Raw genomic sequence first — 14675 nt, forward strand, 5'->3', positions numbered from 1 at the left:
GATGGTCACCCAGACCGGCTGGCTCTACCTCGGCGCGGGGACGCTCCTGTTTTTCTTCTGGGCGTACGGGCTCGTCTCGTTTGCTCTGGACCTGAAGCACAAGATACTCCCCGGCGTGAAAGGCTGGCTGGCAGAGCGACGCGAGCAGAAGCAGGAAGAGGAAAAGGAGCGCGAACGCGAGGAACGCAAACAACAGTTGTACTGACGTGTCGAACCGCGCTGAACCCCTATGCGCGGTTTGCTCTCCTCCTGCCGGTAGTTACTGGGGCCACCGGAACAGTCAGACTTTTTTCAGGTAGCAACATGAGAATTACCAGCGACGCTGACGGCAGGACCAGAAGGGAAAAGAATAACACCGTCTCACGGGTGAGCGGTAACCATGAGTAGCAGTGAGCCGGTCCGAGTCGGCCTCGTCGGTCTTGGGAATATTGGACACTACCACGCCGACCGGATTACTGATATGCCTCACGAAATCGTCGGCGGTGTCGATATTAACCCCGACGCCCGTGCTCGGTTCGCCGAGAAATACGACACGCGCTCGTTCGAGAGCTACGAAGAGCTGTACGAGTCAGACGTCGACGCCGTCATCGTCACGACGCCGAACAAGTTCCACGAGGAGTACGCGGTAGCGGCGCTGGACGCCGGTCTCGACGTGTTGCTCGAAAAGCCGCTCGCCCACACCTTGGAGAGCGCCGAGCGCGTCGCGGAGGCGGCCCGCAACGCCGACGGGTTCTGCATGGTCGGGTTCCACAACCGGTTCCGCAACCCCGTCGAGATAATCAAGGGCTACCAGCAGGAGGGCCGGTTCGGCCAGACCCGCCACGTCGAGGCGAACTTCATCCGCCGGCGCGGCATCCCCGGCCGCGGGTCGTGGTTCACCAACCGCGACGTCGCGGGCGGCGGCGCGCTCATCGACATCGGCGTCCACGCCATCGACCTCGCCCTGCACTTCCACGACTTCCCGGAGGTCGTCGAGGTCAGCGGTGCAGTGCGCTCGCAGTTCGGCGACCGCGACGATTACACCTACCTGGAGATGTGGGGCGAGGACACCCAATCGGGAACGTTCACGGTCGACGACTCGGTGACCGCGTTCGTGCGCTGTGCCGACGGCCGGACCATCTCGCTCGAGGTCGCGTGGGCGGCCAACCGCGACTCCAACGAGGAGTTCTTCATCCGCGGGACGCAGGCCGGCGCGCGCTTCGACAAGCACGACGACTCGCTCACGCTCTACGAGACGAGCATGGTCGGCGCGGACCACTTCTCGGACAGCGACGTCGAGACGCGCCAGGAGGACCCCCACAAGGCCGAACAGCGCGTCTTCTTCGAGGCGGTCCAGGAGGGCGTCGCCCCCGGCCGCAACACCGTCGACCAGGCGCTGTCCGTCCAGCGCGTCATCGACGGCATCTACCGCTCCGCAGAACAGGGCGGCTCCGTGGAGCTGTAACGTCCGAACCGCTCAGAGCAGCCACTCGACCCACTTTCCGTGTTGTTCGTAGGCCACCAGCGACCGCGACCGCTCGCCGTCGAACCACTCGAGTACGAGCGCGTTGTCGCGCTCGGCGGCGGCGTGACCCGAGAGCCAGTGCAGTTCGCGGTCGGCTGCGGCCGCTGCGACGGTCTCCCGGAGTTCGGCGTCCCGCTCTTCGTCTAGCTGGTAGCGCATCTGCGTGTCGAAGAGACAGACCGGTCGCGACGCCGGAATCCCGTCGAGCACCGAGGGGAGCACCTCGACGGCGTCGCCCCGCCGAAGCTCCGGCGGGTCCTCGCGGGCCACTGCGATCGCGGACCGCAGGAGACGGTGGCGGGTCGCGTGTTCGGGCCAGACGAGCGCGCGGAGCCAGCGCACGTCGTCCTCGTCGGTCACGTCGAGGGGGTGGAGGTCGACGCCGCGCGCGAGGCGTTCGTACAGCGGCGAGGTGCCGACGGCCCAGTCGGCGAAGTTCCGGAACGAGTCGGCGAGCATAGGGGGCCACGCGCCGGGGGCGTGTAAGCGTTTGCACCAAAATATTATTCCCGAGCCGGGTTGTCGTTTCGGACATGGACATCGGCGTTCTCACTGTCCCACTCGGAGGAGAGTCGCTCGAAGACGCGCTCGCCTACCTCGACGACATCGGGGTCGACGCGGTCGAACTCGGCTGTGGCGGCCACCCCGGTCAGGACCACCTGCCCCGCTCGGAGTACCTGGACGACGAGGAGGCCCAGGACGACCTGTCCGCTCTGCTCGACGAGTACGACATGTACGTCTCCGCGCTGGCGACGCACAACAACCCGCTGCATCCCGACGAGGAGACCGCCCAGCAGGCGGACACGGACCTCCGAGAGGCCGTCGAACTCGCGGACCAGCTCGGCGTCGACGCCGTCACCTGCTTCTCCGGTCTCCCCGCGGGCGGTCCCGAGGACGAGGTGCCGAACTGGATTACGGCGCCGTGGCCGGGCGAGCACGCCGACGCCCACGAGTACCAGTGGGAGGAGGTCGCCATCCCGTACTGGCGCGACCTGGCCGAGCACGCCGCCGACCACGACGTCGAGCTGGCGGTCGAGATGCACCCGAACATGCTCGTCCACGAACCCGCCGGGATGCTGGAACTCCGCGAGGCGACCAACGAGTACGTCGGCGCGAACTTCGACCCCTCCCATCTCTACTGGCAGGGTATCGACGTGCCAGAGGCGATCCGGTTCCTCGGCGAGCACGACGCCATCAACCACTTCCACGCGAAGGACACGAAGGTGTACGACGCCAAGGCCCGCTACAAGGGCGTGCTCGACACGACGCCGTACACCGACGAGTCGGAGCGCTCGTGGCTGTTCCGCTCGGTGGGCTACGGCCACGGCGAGGAGCACTGGAAGGACGTGGTGAGCGCGCTCCGGATGGTCGACTACGACGGCGCGCTCTCCATCGAACACGAGGACTCGCTGACCAGTTCCCGCGAAGGGCTGGAGAAGGCGGTCGACATGCTCGAACGCGCCGTCTTCGAGACGACGCCCGGCGAAGCCTACTGGGCAGAGTAGCGGCGGTTCAGCGGTCGGACAGGAGCGGTTTCGGATGGAACGTCTCCCCGCCCTCGGTGAACGCCGTCCGCGGTTTCCACTCGCAGACTATCTTCTCGTCGAGTTCCGGTTCGCGGCAAGTGAACTCGTCGCGTTTGTACGGCCAGTCCTCGGCGATCTCGACCTCGTACACGCGCCAGACCTCGTGCTCCCGCCTCCCGTCGAAGGTGAACACCTCCTCGTAGGTTTCGCGGTAGGCGACGTCGGCCAGCGAGACGCCGAGTTCCTCGCGGAACTCACGGCGGAGCGCGTCCTCGCTGCGTTCGCCGAACTCCACGCCGCCGCCGAGGAGGTAGTAGAACGGGTCGTCCCCGTCCAGGTCCCGGTCGCGAGTGACGAGGAGTTCCTCGCCCGCGCCGCCCGTTCCGTCGACGGCTCCTCCGTCGCGAGAGCGCCGGACCACGCCGCGAGCGACCACTCGGATGCCTTCGTCGGCCATGCTCTCCCAAGATGTTCGCATTCCGAAAAGAGTGTCGAACCGGGTCGGCGACCGGCGAACGCCGGCCTCACTCGGCGTCGGACGGCGTGTCGAAGTCGTGGAAGTGTTCGCCTTTCTCCTTGCTCAGGATGTCGAGCGCGGCGGCGCTGCCGTCGCCCGCGGAGATGACGGCCTGCCACTCCTGGTCGCGGACCATCGCGCCCGTCGCGTAGACGTTCTCGACGCTGGTCTCCATGCTCAGGTCGACCGTCACCGTCTCGTTGTCGTCGAACTCGCAGCCGGCGTCGTCCGCGAGGTCGCGGTCGGCACCCGTCGCCAGCACCACGTAGTCGGCGTCGTAGTCGCCGTCGTCGGTCGTCACGCGAACGGCATCGCCGTCCGGGTCGACGCTCGTCACCTCCTCACCCTGGCGGCGTTCGACGCCGAACTCGTCGACCTGGTCGCGCGCGTCCTCCATGAACTCGGTACCGTCTCTGCTCTCGATGCCGAGGTAGTTGTACAGGTGGGCCTTGTGCATCCACGTCTCGTCCGCGTCGAACACCGTCGTGTCGAGGCCGTTCTTCTCCGTGAACAGTGCGGCGCTCAGGCCGGCGGGACCCCCGCCGACGACGATTACGTCCGTCATGTTCTACCGTACTCGCCCTTTCCAGAAAAAGCCGGCTGTCGAATGACAGCGAGGTCGAACGGCGGCGGCGCGGCGTTCGGCGTCGGATGAGAAGACAGCATGTTTTTAGAGGCCGGCCTTCGGAGAGCAACTACGATGGAGGAGCGAACGCGAGCGTATCTCCGCGGGCGGTTCGGCGACCACTATCGACGGACGGAGCCGTCGCTACCGCCGGGTGCGGACGAGCGCGAGTGGGGCTACATCCCCTGGACCGCCGGTCCCGGGACGACGATGGTCCGGCACAGTTCGCTCCTGGACCTCGGCGACCTCGGCGACTTCCTCTACCGCGAGCGGCCGCGCCACGTCTACTTCTCGGCCGGACGCTACGCCGACCCCGGCGCGAGCACGATGGACGACAAGGAGTGGCAGCGCTCCGACCTCGTCTTCGACCTGGACGCCGACCACCTGCCGGGCGTCGACCCCGACGTCGACTCCTACGCCGAGATGCTCGCCACCTGCAAGGCGGAACTGCTCGACCTGCTGGACCTGCTCGAACGCGACTTCGGGTTCGAGGACGCGACGATAGTGTTCTCCGGCGGCCGTGGATACCACGTCCACGTCCGCGACGACGGCGTCCAGCACCTGGACCGCGACCAGCGCCGCGAGGTGGTCGACTACGTTCGGGCCGCCGACCTCGAGTTCGATTCGCTCGTCGAGACGGAGACCGTCGCCGGCATCGGGCTGAAGAACCCGACCGAGAAGCGCACGCTCCCGACCGACGGCGGCTGGGGGCGACGCGTCCACGACCACCTCGTGTCGTTCGTCGACGAACTGCTGGCGCTGGACGAGGCGACCGCCATGGAGCGTCTCCAGGAGTTCGACGGCATCGGCAGCGGGAAGGCGGAGGGTGCGCTCACCGCCGCGCGGAACAACCGCCGCGAAATCGATGCGGGCAACGTCGACGTACACCCCGCCTTCTACCAGCTCGCGAAGATCCTCGCCGCGGACGTGTTCGAGGACCAGACCGCCGCGGTGGACGAACCGGTGACGACCGACACCCATCGGCTCATCCGCCTGCCGGGGAGCCTCCACGGCGGGAGCGCGCTCCGGGTCACCCGCATCGAACGCGACGAGGTGGACGAGTTCGACCCGCTCGTAGACGCCGTCCCGGAGACGTTCGTCGGCCACGACGTGACGGTCGAGCTACGCGAACCGGCGACGGTCGAGCTACTGGACGAAACATTTACACTCTCCGCCGGTAATGTATCGGTTCCCGAATACGTAGCCAACTTCCTGATGGCGCGTGGACGGGCCGAAAAGGGGAAAGAATGAATCTCGACGAACTCCGCAGCGTTCAGAGCAAGGAGCGGTCAAAGGACAGCCTCCAGCACCTACGGGAGTCCTTCTACGCGGAGGTCGGCAAGTACATCAGCGAACTGCGCGAGGAGCGCGAGCGGGCCGCCGAACGGGCCGACAGCCCGTTCGACTCCGAGGAGGTCAATCGGCTGACCGACGAGATAAAGACCGCCGAGGAGGTCGTCGAGGCCATCTACGAGCGCAGGGTCGGCAAGGTCGTCAAGCGCGCGAGCCTGGCGGCCGCCGACATGCCGGCCGACGAGGAGGGCCTGACGACGGAAGAACAGGAGCTGTTCGCCGACCTGGTCGAGCGCATCGAGTCGAACAAGCAGACGGTGCTCGACGTGCTGGCCGGCGAGAGCGACGGCACGTCGAGCGACGAGTCGTCCGACGCGACCACCGGTTCGCCGGTCGACACCGCCGCCGGGACGCCGGCCGACGCGGCGAACGGCGGCGTGCCGGAGACGACGTCTAGCGGAGCCGACGCGCCGCGCCCGAGCGAGGAGGCGGAAGCGGTCGCCGCCGATTCCGACGCCGGCGCGAGCGGTGATGGAACGCCGGACGGCGAGTCCCGGGACGACGCGGACGGCGCAGGCGGGGACGCGGGCGACGACTCGTTCGCCGGACTGGACGACCGGACGACGGTCCGCATCACCAGCGACGTCGGCGAGATTTTCGGCGTCGACGAGCGAGCCTACGACCTCTCGACCGAAGACGTGGTCACGCTGCCGGCCGCGAACGCCGAACCGCTGCTCGAACGCGACGCCGCCGAGCGCCTGGAGTAGTACGTCGCTAATTTAAGCTTCTGGTGAGAAGTGGCGACCGGATGCTCGCCGCGCTCGCCTGGTACGTCGCGCTGGCCGTCGGCGGCACCGCCGTCGTCTGGAAGGGAAGCAGCACGCTCGAACGGTCGAGCGAGCGGCTGGCGACGTGGTACGGCCTTCCCCGGGCGGTCCAGGGAGCCGTCGTCGTCGCAGTCGGGTCGAGCTTCCCCGAGCTGTCGAGCGTGGTCATCGCGACGTGGCTCCACGGGACCTTCGACCTCGGCGTGAGCGCCATCGTCGGCTCGGCCGTCTTCAACCTGCTCGTCATCCCGGCCCTGTCGGGAATCCTCGCCGACGGCGTCGAGGCCGACCGCACGCTCGTCTACAAGGAGGCGCAGTTCTACATGATAGCCGTCTCCGTTATCGTCATCACGTTCGCGCTGGCGGTCATCTACAACCCCGTCCTGCCGCTCGACTCCGGGAGCGGCCAACTGTCGGGAGTGGTCACGCGTCCGATGGCGCTCGTTCCGGTCGCGTTCTACGGCGTCTACGTGTTCACCCAGTACCAGGACACGCAGGACCACGTCACTCCTGACTCGACCGGCGACATCGACCTGCTCCGGCAGTGGGGGGCGCTGGCGGTCAGTCTCGTCGTCATTGCCGTCGCGGTCGAGGGGCTGGTGACGTCCGCGCGCGGCTTCAGTCGCCTCTTCGACACGCCGGACTTCCTCTGGGGACTGACCATCATCGCCGCCGGCACCAGCCTCCCGGACACCCTCGTCAGCGTTCGCGCCGCCCGCGCCGACAGGGGCGTCGTCAGCCTCGCCAACGTCCTCGGGAGCAACGTCTTCGACCTGCTGGTCGCCGTCCCGGCGGGTGTGCTCGTCGTGGGACGGGTGACCGTGAACTTCGCCGTCGCCGTCCCGCTACTCGGCTTTCTCACCCTGGCGACAGTCATCGTGTTCGGCGTCCTGCGCACGGAACTGGCGCTGTCGAAGGGAGAATCCTGGGGCCTGCTGGCCGTCTACCTGTTGTTTATTGTCTGGATGGTACTGGAGACGTTCGACGTGACCAACACCGTCCCCGGAGCCTGACGTGCGGTCGTCAGCGAGGGCGCGCCCGTCTGCCGATACGCGAACCGTTCCAGGACACCCGAACCGAACCGTTCCGGGACGCCCGAACTGTCCCGGAACGCCCGAACCGAATCGTCTCGTGACGTCCGACCCGAAACGCCTTCGGAGTGCGCGACGAACCCACGCCTATGGACACGTACACCGCCGGAGACGTCACCCTGCAGAAGGTCCAGGAGTACGTCTGGGAGATTCCCCAGGAAGGCGGCATGAACGCCCCGGCGCGGGTGTTCGCCAGCGAGGAACTGCTCGACCAGATATCCGACGACAAGACGCTCCAGCAACTGAAGAACGCGACCCACCTGCCGGGCGTGCAGAAGTACGGCATCTGCATGCCGGACGGCCACCAGGGGTACGGCTTCCCCGTCGGCGGCGTGGCAGGCATCGACGCCGAAGACGGGTGCATCTCGCCCGGAGCGGTCGGCTACGACATCAACTGCGGCGTCCGGATGATGCGGACGAACCTGACGTACGACGACCTCCAGGGGAACGAGGAGGAACTCGTCGACTCGCTGTTCGCCAACGTCCCCTCCGGACTCGGCGGAGGTGGCGTCGTCGAAGCGGGCGTCGACACGGTGGACGAGGTGCTCGACCGCGGGATGGAGTGGGCGCTGGAGGAGGGGTACGCCACCGAGGCCGACCTCGCCCACTGCGAGGACGAGGGCGTCCGCGAGGAGAGCGACCCGAGCAAGGTCTCCCAGAAGGCGAAAGACCGCGGGAAGAACCAGCTCGGGAGCCTCGGGTCGGGCAACCACTTCCTCGAAGTCCAGCGGGTCACCGACGTGTTCCGAGCGGACGTGGCCGACGCCTACGGGCTCGAGGAGGACCAGATCGTCGTCCTCATCCACTGCGGGAGCCGGGGACTGGGTCACCAGATCTGTACCGACTACCTCCGGGACATCGAGAAGGCCCACGCCGGCCTGCTGTCGAGGCTACCGGACAAGGAATTGGCCGCCGCGCCCGCGGGGAGCCAGCTCGCGGAGGACTACTACCAGGCGATGGGCGCGGCAATCAACTTCGCGTGGGTGAACCGCCAGCTCGTAATGTACCGCACGCGGCAGGTGTTCGAACGCGTGTTCGGCCGCGACTGGCGCGACATGGAGATGGAGCTGCTGTACGACGTGGCACACAACATCGCCAAGAAGGAGACGCACAGCGTCGACGGCGAGGACCGCGAGCTCTACGTCCACCGGAAGGGCGCGACGCGGGCGTTCCCGGCCGGTCACCCGGAGGTTCCCGGCGCGTACCTCGACGTGGGACAGCCCATCATCATCCCCGGGAGCATGGGGGCGGGAAGCTACGTCCTCCGGGGCGGCGAGCGGTCGATGGACCTGAGCTTCGGCTCGACGGCCCACGGCGCGGGTCGCGTGATGAGCCGCACACAGGCGAAGAAAGACTACTGGGGCGGCGACGTGCAGGACGAACTGGAGCAAGAACACATCTACGTGAAGGCCCAGAGCGGTGCGACCGTCGCCGAGGAGGCGCCGGGCGTCTACAAGGACGTCGACGAAGTCGTCCGCGTCTCGGACGCCCTCGGCATCGGGGACAAGGTGGTTCGCACGTACCCCGTCTGCAACATCAAGGGGTAGTCCGCCACAGGTAGCTAAAGCTAAATTTTCAGTTTAGCAAAACTATTCGGGCGTTCCGGACGACCCCGACGGTATGCGACGGCGAACGATGCTCGGGGCGGTCGCCGCCGGGGTCGTGTCGGGGGCGTTCGGCGGCGTCCTCCGACGTCGAACCGGTCCGGAACTCGGCGTGACCGCCGACCCGGCTCCGGCGGGACTACCCGTGGCGCTCTCGGTAGACCTGCTGACCGGGCAGACCGACGCGGAACCGGCGCGATTGCGGGTCACCTTCCGGAGCACCGCCGATGGTCCTCGAACCGTCGTCGCGGCCTACCCGTTCCCGTTCGCCGACCGGGTCGGCGTCGAACGCGAGAGCGACGCGAAACTCGTCCTGGCGTACGAGGCGGTCGGCGACCGCGGCGACTGCTGGCGAACTGCGCTGCCCGACGTTCGACCGTCCGTCGGCCGTCATGCGGTCGCACCGGGCGACCGCCGCTCCGTGGAGTGGTCGGTGCTCGGTCACCCCGGCAACGACACGTGTTTCCCCCGGGCGCGTATCGCTTCGAGACGACCTACGAGGTCGACGGGACGACGTTCGACTGGGGGTTCACGGTCCGCGTCCGGAACTGAGTCAGGTCCGGAAGTCGAAGTTCGGCGCGTCCTCGGGGCGCAGCGGCGTGGGCGGGTCGAGTTCCTCGCCCGCCTCGAAGTTCACGAAGTTGAGGTAGAAGACCTCTCCGCAGCCCTCGCCGTCGGTCTCGCTCGCGCCACAGACTATCTCAACGCCGTCGGCCTCCTCGAACTCCTCGTAGGCGTGGGCGTACTCCCAGCCGGAGAGCGGGTCTCGCGTGACGGACTTGTCGGCCATGCTCGGTTCGCGTTCCAGCGTGACGATGGCTCCGCAGTAGGGACAGTAGTATCGAACGGGAACGGTCATGAACGACCGTAGGCGCTCGAACGGTTTAACCCGGTCGCCGACCGGAGTCGACCGTTCGGGGCGAGAGGCTCCCGCCGCCACAACGATAAGGTCGTCGCGCGACGTATGTCATCGCGCATGACGAACGAAGAGATCACACGGCTTCTGCAGAAGGCCTACGGCGACGAAATCGAGACGGTGATGAACTACCTGACGAACTCGGTCGTCCTCGACGGCGTCAGCGCCGAGGAGGTCAAAGAGAGCCTGGCGGCGGACATCCAGGAGGAACTCAACCACGCCGAGATGCTAGGCCAGCGGCTGAAACAGATAGACGAGCGCCCGCCGGCCTCCTACGACTTCGAGGCGCACCAGGAGAGCCTCCAGCCGCCGGAGAAGAGCACGGACGTGCTGTCGGTCATCGACGGGGTCCTCGACGCCGAAGAGGACGCCATCGAGACGTACCGCTCCCTCATCAACGCGGCGCGGGACGCCGACGACCCGGTCACCGAGGACCTGGCGGTCACCATCCTGAGCGACGAGGAAGCCCACCGCTCGGAGTTCCGCGGGTTCAAGCGCGAGTACGAGGAGTAACGTCGCTCGCAGAGACGGGTTTCGCGACCCTGTTTTCGGTTCGCGGCAGCGTCGGTTCAGCGCCGAAACAAGGGTAAGGATTTTCTCGGGGGAGCGTGAGCGACTCTCCATGAGCAACTCCGGTTTCGATCTGGACCTCCAGGCAGTCGAGGAGGAGATAGACCACACCGAGGACGCGCGGGTCATCCTCGGCGTCCTCGACGGCACGACTCCGGCGGAAGAGCGAGTGGCGGCCGTCGAGCGCGGACACGTCCTCGTGCTGGCCATCGACGGCGACCTGAACGAACTCGCCGCGGACATCGCACCCGCCGTCAAACGTCGCGACGGCAGCCTCGTCCACTTCCGGGAGTTCCTCGTCGTCTCTCCGGCCGGCGTGGACATCGACACGAGCGAACTGTAGAACGGAGGAGGGACCGAGCGTCAGCGGGCCGCTGAGGGCCGGTTAAACAGACGACGCCCACTTTATTAAATCTTCTATTTGGTCGAATGGAAGCGTTTCCTGCCCGGAGAACTCTCCAAGAGGGCTGGAATCCACCGCGGGAGAGACTGGAAAAAGCTAACGGGGACGGCTCCGGGGGTACGTGTATGGAAGACTGCGGACCGTTCGTCGAGTACGTCCTCCGGTCGGGAGCGCGCACGAACGTTCTCATGGCGGTGTCCGAGGGCTCCAACTCGACGCAGACGCTACTCGACAGCGACCTCGCGAGCGAGTCGGCGGTGTACAACGCGTTGACCGAACTGCAGGACCAGGGTCTCATCCACGAACCGCGCTCGAAACGGTGGGCTCCGACCGGCGCGGGGACGGTCGTCGCCGGTCTCATCGAGCGCCAGCGGGAGGCGGAGTCGGTCCTGAGCGCGGACCCCGAGTACTGGCAGAACCACGACGTGACGGTGCTGCCGCCGGCGTTCCGTACCCGACTCGCCGACCTGGCCGGTGGTGTGGTCGTCCGTGCGACCGACACGCAGCCGTCCCGCGCCGTCAGGGAGACCGAACGACGACTCGCGGAGGCGGACTCCATCGCCGTCCTCGCGCCGATCTACAACGAGCGATTCGACGCCGCCGCACAGGACGGCGAGAGCTTGCAGCTCGTGCTCGACGCGGGAGTGATCGACGACCTCCGCGAGGAAGCCGACGAGGACGAGAGCGAGGCGGACGTCGACGGAATCCGAGTCGCCGAGTTTTCGTTCGCGTTGACGGTGACCGACGACTACGTGATGCTCTCGCTACCGACCCTGGACGGGTCCTACGACCCCCGTACGGAGTTCATCGCCGAGTCCGAACGAGCGAAACGCTGGGGGCGACAGCTGTTCGACTGCTACTGCGAGGACGCGCAGGCGCTCGAAGCGTACCTGACGGAGAGCCGCTAGGGACCGAACGTTTCGGCGTCTGCGCCGGTCTCAACGGAAGGTCAGGGAGTGGCCGTCGGGGTCGCGGACCCGGACGCCGTCGGACAGCGTCCGAACGTCACAGGCGCGGTCGGCGACGCGCTCGGCGGTGGCGTTCGGGTCGTCGGCGTCGAATCCCACGTCGACGTGCACGCCGCCACGGGCGTCCGCGATACCGAGTTGGGGTTCCCAGAGTTCCAGGTCGACCGGACCGCCCATGCGGACGCGCCGGCGTTCGCTACCGCGGTCGTATGTCTCGAAGCCGAGGTCGCCGTAGAACGACTCGGCGCGCTCTACGTCTTCGACCTCGAGCACTATCTCGAAGATGCCCGTAATCGGCTCGACGCCGTCGCCGCCACCGCCGATCTCGACGCAGTTGCCGTCGGGGTCGTAGAAGTACAGCGAGCGCGCCGACCCGAACTCGTGTTCGACGAGGTCGAACTCCCCGTCGAGGCGGTCGTACCACTCGTCGTAGCGGTCGGCGGGCGCGGCGAACGCGAAGTGAGTGTGGAGTCCGCCGCGCGGGACGCCGCCGGGTTCCCGGAGGACGAGCCGGTGGTCGCCAACCTCGAAGGCGACTTCGCCGTCGTTCTCACGGGCGGAGAGGTCGAGATGCGTCTCGTAGAACGACCGCGCGCGGTCGAGGTACTTCACTTCCAGCGCCAGCCAGCGCAGTCCCGCGAGCATGCGTCGAATTACGCAGCCGCGAGGCTTAAAACGTCGGTCGGCGCCGTTCCCGGACATTGCTGCGAGCCGTCTCGCACCGACTCCGCTGCCAAAAGAGTGAGGTTCCCCCGGAGTCAATCGGCGTGTACCGGAAGTTCCGCGGGCGTTTGCGGCCGAGCGCGAACGTTCGTATCGCGTCTTTTCCAGTCCTGTGAAAGGCAAAAAGCCTATAATTGCCAGTCGGTAAGCAACAGGTAGAGGATGTTCGAAATGATACCACTGTTCGGGCCGGTGCCGGGCGGGATGGAACTGGCGGTCATCCTGCTGATAGCCGTTCTGCTGTTCGGCGCCAACAAGATTCCGAAGCTCGCTCGCTCGACGGGCGAGGCGATGGGCGAGTTCAAGAAAGGTCGCGAAGAGGTCGAGCAGGAGCTTCAGGAGATGCAGAGCTCCGGCAGCCAGACGGCACCGAGCGACGTCGGCGAGGCCGACGCCGAGCGCGTCCAGAACGTCGACCAGACCGACGCCGAAACTTCCCAGGACACCGAGACCGAACGCGAATCCGAACGGTAACCCTTTTTTCGACCCTGCCCGGGGTTCGAACCGGGGCGTGTGGCCTAGCGGACAGGGCGAGAGGTTCCTAACCTCTCGATCGCGGGTTCGAATCCCGCCACGCCCGCTGTTCTGTGACGAGCGAACGCGAGGAACGAACAGCGAAGCGTGCGCCCTTCGTTCCCGACTCGCCAGTGAAACTTTTATTACCTGTCTATTAGCATGGGTGATTGCGGTACGACGGTTCGTCGATACCGCAACCAAGTCAGGCGTCGCGGGCGCGTCGGAAGGCGCGTCCGGTTCTCCCCCACCTACGCACCACTTTCGCGATAGTTAACGGAGATTATAGCAGGAAATCCGCCGACAGCGAGGCGAACCTCCGGTATCCAACCGATATCATATGTATATTTATTTTAACAAGTATTTTTAATGGATTAGTAACTTTCGGTAGTCAATGGCAAGCGACGAGTCCGCAGCGCTCGACGGCGAAGAGAGCGCAGGACCCGGCGGAGTCCGTCTGTCGGACGGTCTCCCGGCGCGCGTGGCGGTCGGGGAGTACACGTGGGAGGACTTCGAGGAGGAGTTCTTCCACGAGGACGGCGGTCCCCCGACCGACTGGCGCGGGCGACCGAAACCGTTCGACCCCGAGGAGTACCTCCAGTTCGACCCCGGGGAGACGCGCGAACGCGTCGAGACGGCGGCGACGGAGGCGACCGCGCTCGCGTCGCGCTTCGAAGCGTTCCTCGACCCCGAGGAGACGCCGGTCGCGCTGGGGCAGTATCTCTGGGAGCATTTCCGCTACGAGTACTACTACGACGAGGACCGCGAGAAACCGCACGAGCGGCCGACCGACGAGGACGGCGAGGTGGTCGCGTTCGACCCCGAGGAGTGGCTCGGATTCCCGGAGGAGGACCTCCCCGACCGACTGTTCCGGGGCGGGTTCGCGGCCGACCGCGCGAGCGGACGGTTTGAGGAGTTCCTCGACCCGGCCACGACGCCGGTCACCGTCGGCGAGTACCAGTGGGAGCATTTCAAGTACGAGTACTACTACGAGGACACGGACGTCACCGCGCCGGAGCGCCCGCGCGACGAAGATGGCGACGTCGTCGACTTCGAGAAGGAGGAGTGGCTCGGCTTCGAGGAGGTCGACCTGCCGGACCTGCTCGCGGAAGGGGCCGCGAAGGCCGAGGAACTGCTCGCGGTGGAGGACGAGCGCACCCTCGACGTGCCCGAGGATCTCGACGAGGACGCCTTCTTCTCGACCGTCGAGGGGCACACGACGTTGGTCAACCGCTACGACCTGGAGAAGACGGTCGCGCTGCCGAAGAAGCAGCACTTCCGCGAGGTGGACCGCTACTGGGTAAACAAGCCCTACTCGTTCGTCGTCATCTTCCACTCCGAGAAGGAGAACGAGACGAAGTACTACGTCGTCGAACCGTACCGGACGCCCATCGAGGCGGACCTGCTGGAGTTCCTGACGGGGAAGCTCCGCACGTCGATAAAGTACGCCAGCGACGACGTGGTCGTCGAGGCGGACGAGGAGGCCCGGGAGGAGGTCATCGAGCGCGAGACGCGCCGCCTGCTCGAACGCTACGACCTCTACTCGGAGGGCGACGACGACGTCGCGGAACTGCTCACCGAGACGCTCGAAAAAT

At 66.7% G+C, this 14675-nt stretch carries 17 protein-coding genes, 1 tRNA gene and 1 pseudogene; 13 read left to right on the forward strand and 6 right to left on the reverse strand.

The genetic code is table 11. The features are described from left to right. Window position 1 precedes the first annotated feature (1 nt). Window positions 2-205 (forward strand): DUF8005 family protein, encoded by a 204-nt coding sequence (locus ACRYA2_RS03160; RefSeq protein WP_433624133.1) that lies wholly within the window; start codon window positions 2-4, stop codon window positions 203-205. A 174-nt stretch (window positions 206-379) separates the two neighbouring features. Beyond that, the gene (locus tag ACRYA2_RS03165) at window positions 380-1444 is read left to right on the forward strand and encodes a Gfo/Idh/MocA family protein (RefSeq protein WP_433624135.1); all 1065 of its coding nucleotides are present in this window, start codon (window positions 380-382) and stop codon (window positions 1442-1444) included. 12 nt (window positions 1445-1456) lie between these two features. Here ACRYA2_RS03165 and ACRYA2_RS03170 read toward each other — a convergent pair whose 3' ends face one another. Beyond that, on the reverse strand, window positions 1457-1963 hold the full coding sequence (locus tag ACRYA2_RS03170; RefSeq protein ID WP_433624137.1) for a DUF2332 family protein: 507 nt from the start codon (window positions 1961-1963) through the stop codon (window positions 1457-1459). Window positions 1964-2037: 74 nt separating this feature from the next. Between ACRYA2_RS03170 and ACRYA2_RS03175 the strand changes: the two genes are divergently transcribed. Further along, the gene (locus ACRYA2_RS03175) at window positions 2038-3009 is read left to right on the forward strand and encodes a sugar phosphate isomerase/epimerase family protein (protein ID WP_433624139.1); all 972 of its coding nucleotides are present in this window, start codon (window positions 2038-2040) and stop codon (window positions 3007-3009) included. Between the two features lie 7 nt (window positions 3010-3016). Here ACRYA2_RS03175 and ACRYA2_RS03180 read toward each other — a convergent pair whose 3' ends face one another. Continuing rightward, a complete protein-coding gene (locus tag ACRYA2_RS03180) occupies window positions 3017-3487 on the reverse strand; it encodes an NUDIX domain-containing protein (protein WP_433624141.1) in 471 nt (156 codons plus the stop codon). Between the two features lie 67 nt (window positions 3488-3554). Continuing rightward, window positions 3555-4112, reverse strand: a complete 558-nt coding sequence (locus ACRYA2_RS03185) for an NAD(P)/FAD-dependent oxidoreductase (RefSeq protein WP_433624143.1) — start codon at window positions 4110-4112, stop codon at window positions 3555-3557. Window positions 4113-4247: 135 nt separating this feature from the next. On the opposite strand from ACRYA2_RS03185, the gene priS reads away from it, so the two are divergent. The 4 genes from priS (at window position 4248) to ACRYA2_RS03205 (ending at window position 8930) form a co-directional block, all read left to right on the forward strand. Continuing rightward, window positions 4248-5423, forward strand: coding sequence for a DNA primase small subunit PriS (gene priS, locus ACRYA2_RS03190; RefSeq protein WP_433624145.1), 1176 nt, complete (start codon window positions 4248-4250; stop codon window positions 5421-5423). After that, window positions 5420-6232 carry a hypothetical protein gene (locus tag ACRYA2_RS03195; protein WP_433624147.1) on the forward strand — a complete coding sequence of 271 codons (813 nt, stop codon included), beginning with the start codon at window positions 5420-5422 and terminating at the stop codon, window positions 6230-6232. The genes priS and ACRYA2_RS03195 overlap by 4 nt, the downstream gene beginning before the upstream one ends. 41 nt (window positions 6233-6273) lie before the next feature. Further along, the gene (locus ACRYA2_RS03200; RefSeq protein ID WP_433624149.1) at window positions 6274-7305 is read left to right on the forward strand and encodes a sodium:calcium antiporter; all 1032 of its coding nucleotides are present in this window, start codon (window positions 6274-6276) and stop codon (window positions 7303-7305) included. Window positions 7306-7472: 167 nt separating this feature from the next. After that, a complete protein-coding gene (locus ACRYA2_RS03205) occupies window positions 7473-8930 on the forward strand; it encodes an RtcB family protein (RefSeq protein ID WP_433624151.1) in 1458 nt (485 codons plus the stop codon). A gap of 196 nt (window positions 8931-9126) precedes the next feature. On the opposite strand, the gene ACRYA2_RS03210 is transcribed toward ACRYA2_RS03205, so the two are convergent. Then, complete coding sequence (locus ACRYA2_RS03210) at window positions 9127-9432, reverse strand: hypothetical protein (RefSeq protein WP_433624153.1); 306 nt, start codon at window positions 9430-9432, stop codon at window positions 9127-9129. A gap of 108 nt (window positions 9433-9540) precedes the next feature. After that, window positions 9541-9846 (reverse strand): DUF7969 family protein, encoded by a 306-nt coding sequence (locus tag ACRYA2_RS03215; RefSeq protein WP_433624155.1) that lies wholly within the window; start codon window positions 9844-9846, stop codon window positions 9541-9543. Between the two features lie 117 nt (window positions 9847-9963). Here ACRYA2_RS03215 and ACRYA2_RS03220 point away from each other — a divergent pair, with 117 nt between their 5' ends. The 3 genes from ACRYA2_RS03220 to ACRYA2_RS03230 all read left to right on the forward strand — a co-directional run bounded on the left by ACRYA2_RS03220 (window position 9964) and on the right by ACRYA2_RS03230 (window position 11784). Next, window positions 9964-10416, forward strand: coding sequence for a ferritin-like domain-containing protein (locus tag ACRYA2_RS03220; RefSeq protein ID WP_113275604.1), 453 nt, complete (start codon window positions 9964-9966; stop codon window positions 10414-10416). A 109-nt stretch (window positions 10417-10525) separates the two neighbouring features. Then, complete coding sequence (locus ACRYA2_RS03225; RefSeq protein ID WP_113275605.1) at window positions 10526-10816, forward strand: DUF5779 family protein; 291 nt, start codon at window positions 10526-10528, stop codon at window positions 10814-10816. A 185-nt stretch (window positions 10817-11001) separates the two neighbouring features. After that, window positions 11002-11784: a helix-turn-helix transcriptional regulator gene (locus ACRYA2_RS03230; RefSeq protein ID WP_433624158.1), complete on the forward strand. Its 783-nt coding sequence runs from the start codon at window positions 11002-11004 to the stop codon at window positions 11782-11784. A 30-nt stretch (window positions 11785-11814) separates the two neighbouring features. Here the strand turns inward: ACRYA2_RS03230 and ACRYA2_RS03235 are convergent, their stop codons facing one another. Further along, complete coding sequence (locus tag ACRYA2_RS03235) at window positions 11815-12489, reverse strand: VOC family protein (protein ID WP_433624160.1); 675 nt, start codon at window positions 12487-12489, stop codon at window positions 11815-11817. A gap of 240 nt (window positions 12490-12729) precedes the next feature. Between ACRYA2_RS03235 and ACRYA2_RS03240 the strand changes: the two genes are divergently transcribed. From ACRYA2_RS03240 to ACRYA2_RS26620, 3 genes and pseudogenes are all read left to right on the forward strand, one after another. Then, entirely contained in the window at window positions 12730-13041 is a 312-nt protein-coding gene (locus tag ACRYA2_RS03240; protein ID WP_113275608.1) for a twin-arginine translocase TatA/TatE family subunit, read from the forward strand. A 33-nt stretch (window positions 13042-13074) separates the two neighbouring features. Then, window positions 13075-13147, forward strand: a tRNA-Arg gene (locus ACRYA2_RS03245). A gap of 327 nt (window positions 13148-13474) precedes the next feature. Continuing rightward, window positions 13475-14446 (forward strand): annotated as a pseudogene (locus tag ACRYA2_RS26620) (hypothetical protein); the annotation flags it as partial. Window positions 14447-14675 lie beyond the last annotated feature (229 nt).

This window comes from Halomicrococcus pelagicus, assembly GCF_050954125.1.

Excerpts from the sequence above, each read along its gene's own strand:
- ACRYA2_RS03160 (WP_433624133.1), top strand. The coding sequence starts at position 2 with ATGGTCACCCAGACCGGCTGGCTCTACCTCGGCGCGGGGACGCTCCTG.
- ACRYA2_RS03165 (WP_433624135.1), top strand. The coding sequence starts at position 380 with ATGAGTAGCAGTGAGCCGGTCCGAGTCGGCCTCGTCGGTCTTGGGAAT.
- ACRYA2_RS03170 (WP_433624137.1), bottom strand. The coding sequence starts at position 1,963 with ATGCTCGCCGACTCGTTCCGGAACTTCGCCGACTGGGCCGTCGGCACC.
- ACRYA2_RS03175 (WP_433624139.1), top strand. The coding sequence starts at position 2,038 with ATGGACATCGGCGTTCTCACTGTCCCACTCGGAGGAGAGTCGCTCGAA.
- ACRYA2_RS03180 (WP_433624141.1), bottom strand. The coding sequence starts at position 3,487 with ATGGCCGACGAAGGCATCCGAGTGGTCGCTCGCGGCGTGGTCCGGCGC.
- ACRYA2_RS03185 (WP_433624143.1), bottom strand. The coding sequence starts at position 4,112 with ATGACGGACGTAATCGTCGTCGGCGGGGGTCCCGCCGGCCTGAGCGCC.
- priS (WP_433624145.1), top strand. The coding sequence starts at position 4,248 with ATGGAGGAGCGAACGCGAGCGTATCTCCGCGGGCGGTTCGGCGACCAC.
- ACRYA2_RS03195 (WP_433624147.1), top strand. The coding sequence starts at position 5,420 with ATGAATCTCGACGAACTCCGCAGCGTTCAGAGCAAGGAGCGGTCAAAG.
- ACRYA2_RS03200 (WP_433624149.1), top strand. The coding sequence starts at position 6,274 with ATGCTCGCCGCGCTCGCCTGGTACGTCGCGCTGGCCGTCGGCGGCACC.
- ACRYA2_RS03205 (WP_433624151.1), top strand. The coding sequence starts at position 7,473 with ATGGACACGTACACCGCCGGAGACGTCACCCTGCAGAAGGTCCAGGAG.
- ACRYA2_RS03215 (WP_433624155.1), bottom strand. The coding sequence starts at position 9,846 with ATGACCGTTCCCGTTCGATACTACTGTCCCTACTGCGGAGCCATCGTC.
- ACRYA2_RS03220 (WP_113275604.1), top strand. The coding sequence starts at position 9,964 with ATGACGAACGAAGAGATCACACGGCTTCTGCAGAAGGCCTACGGCGAC.
- ACRYA2_RS03225 (WP_113275605.1), top strand. The coding sequence starts at position 10,526 with ATGAGCAACTCCGGTTTCGATCTGGACCTCCAGGCAGTCGAGGAGGAG.
- ACRYA2_RS03230 (WP_433624158.1), top strand. The coding sequence starts at position 11,002 with ATGGAAGACTGCGGACCGTTCGTCGAGTACGTCCTCCGGTCGGGAGCG.
- ACRYA2_RS03235 (WP_433624160.1), bottom strand. The coding sequence starts at position 12,489 with ATGCTCGCGGGACTGCGCTGGCTGGCGCTGGAAGTGAAGTACCTCGAC.
- ACRYA2_RS03240 (WP_113275608.1), top strand. The coding sequence starts at position 12,730 with ATGTTCGAAATGATACCACTGTTCGGGCCGGTGCCGGGCGGGATGGAA.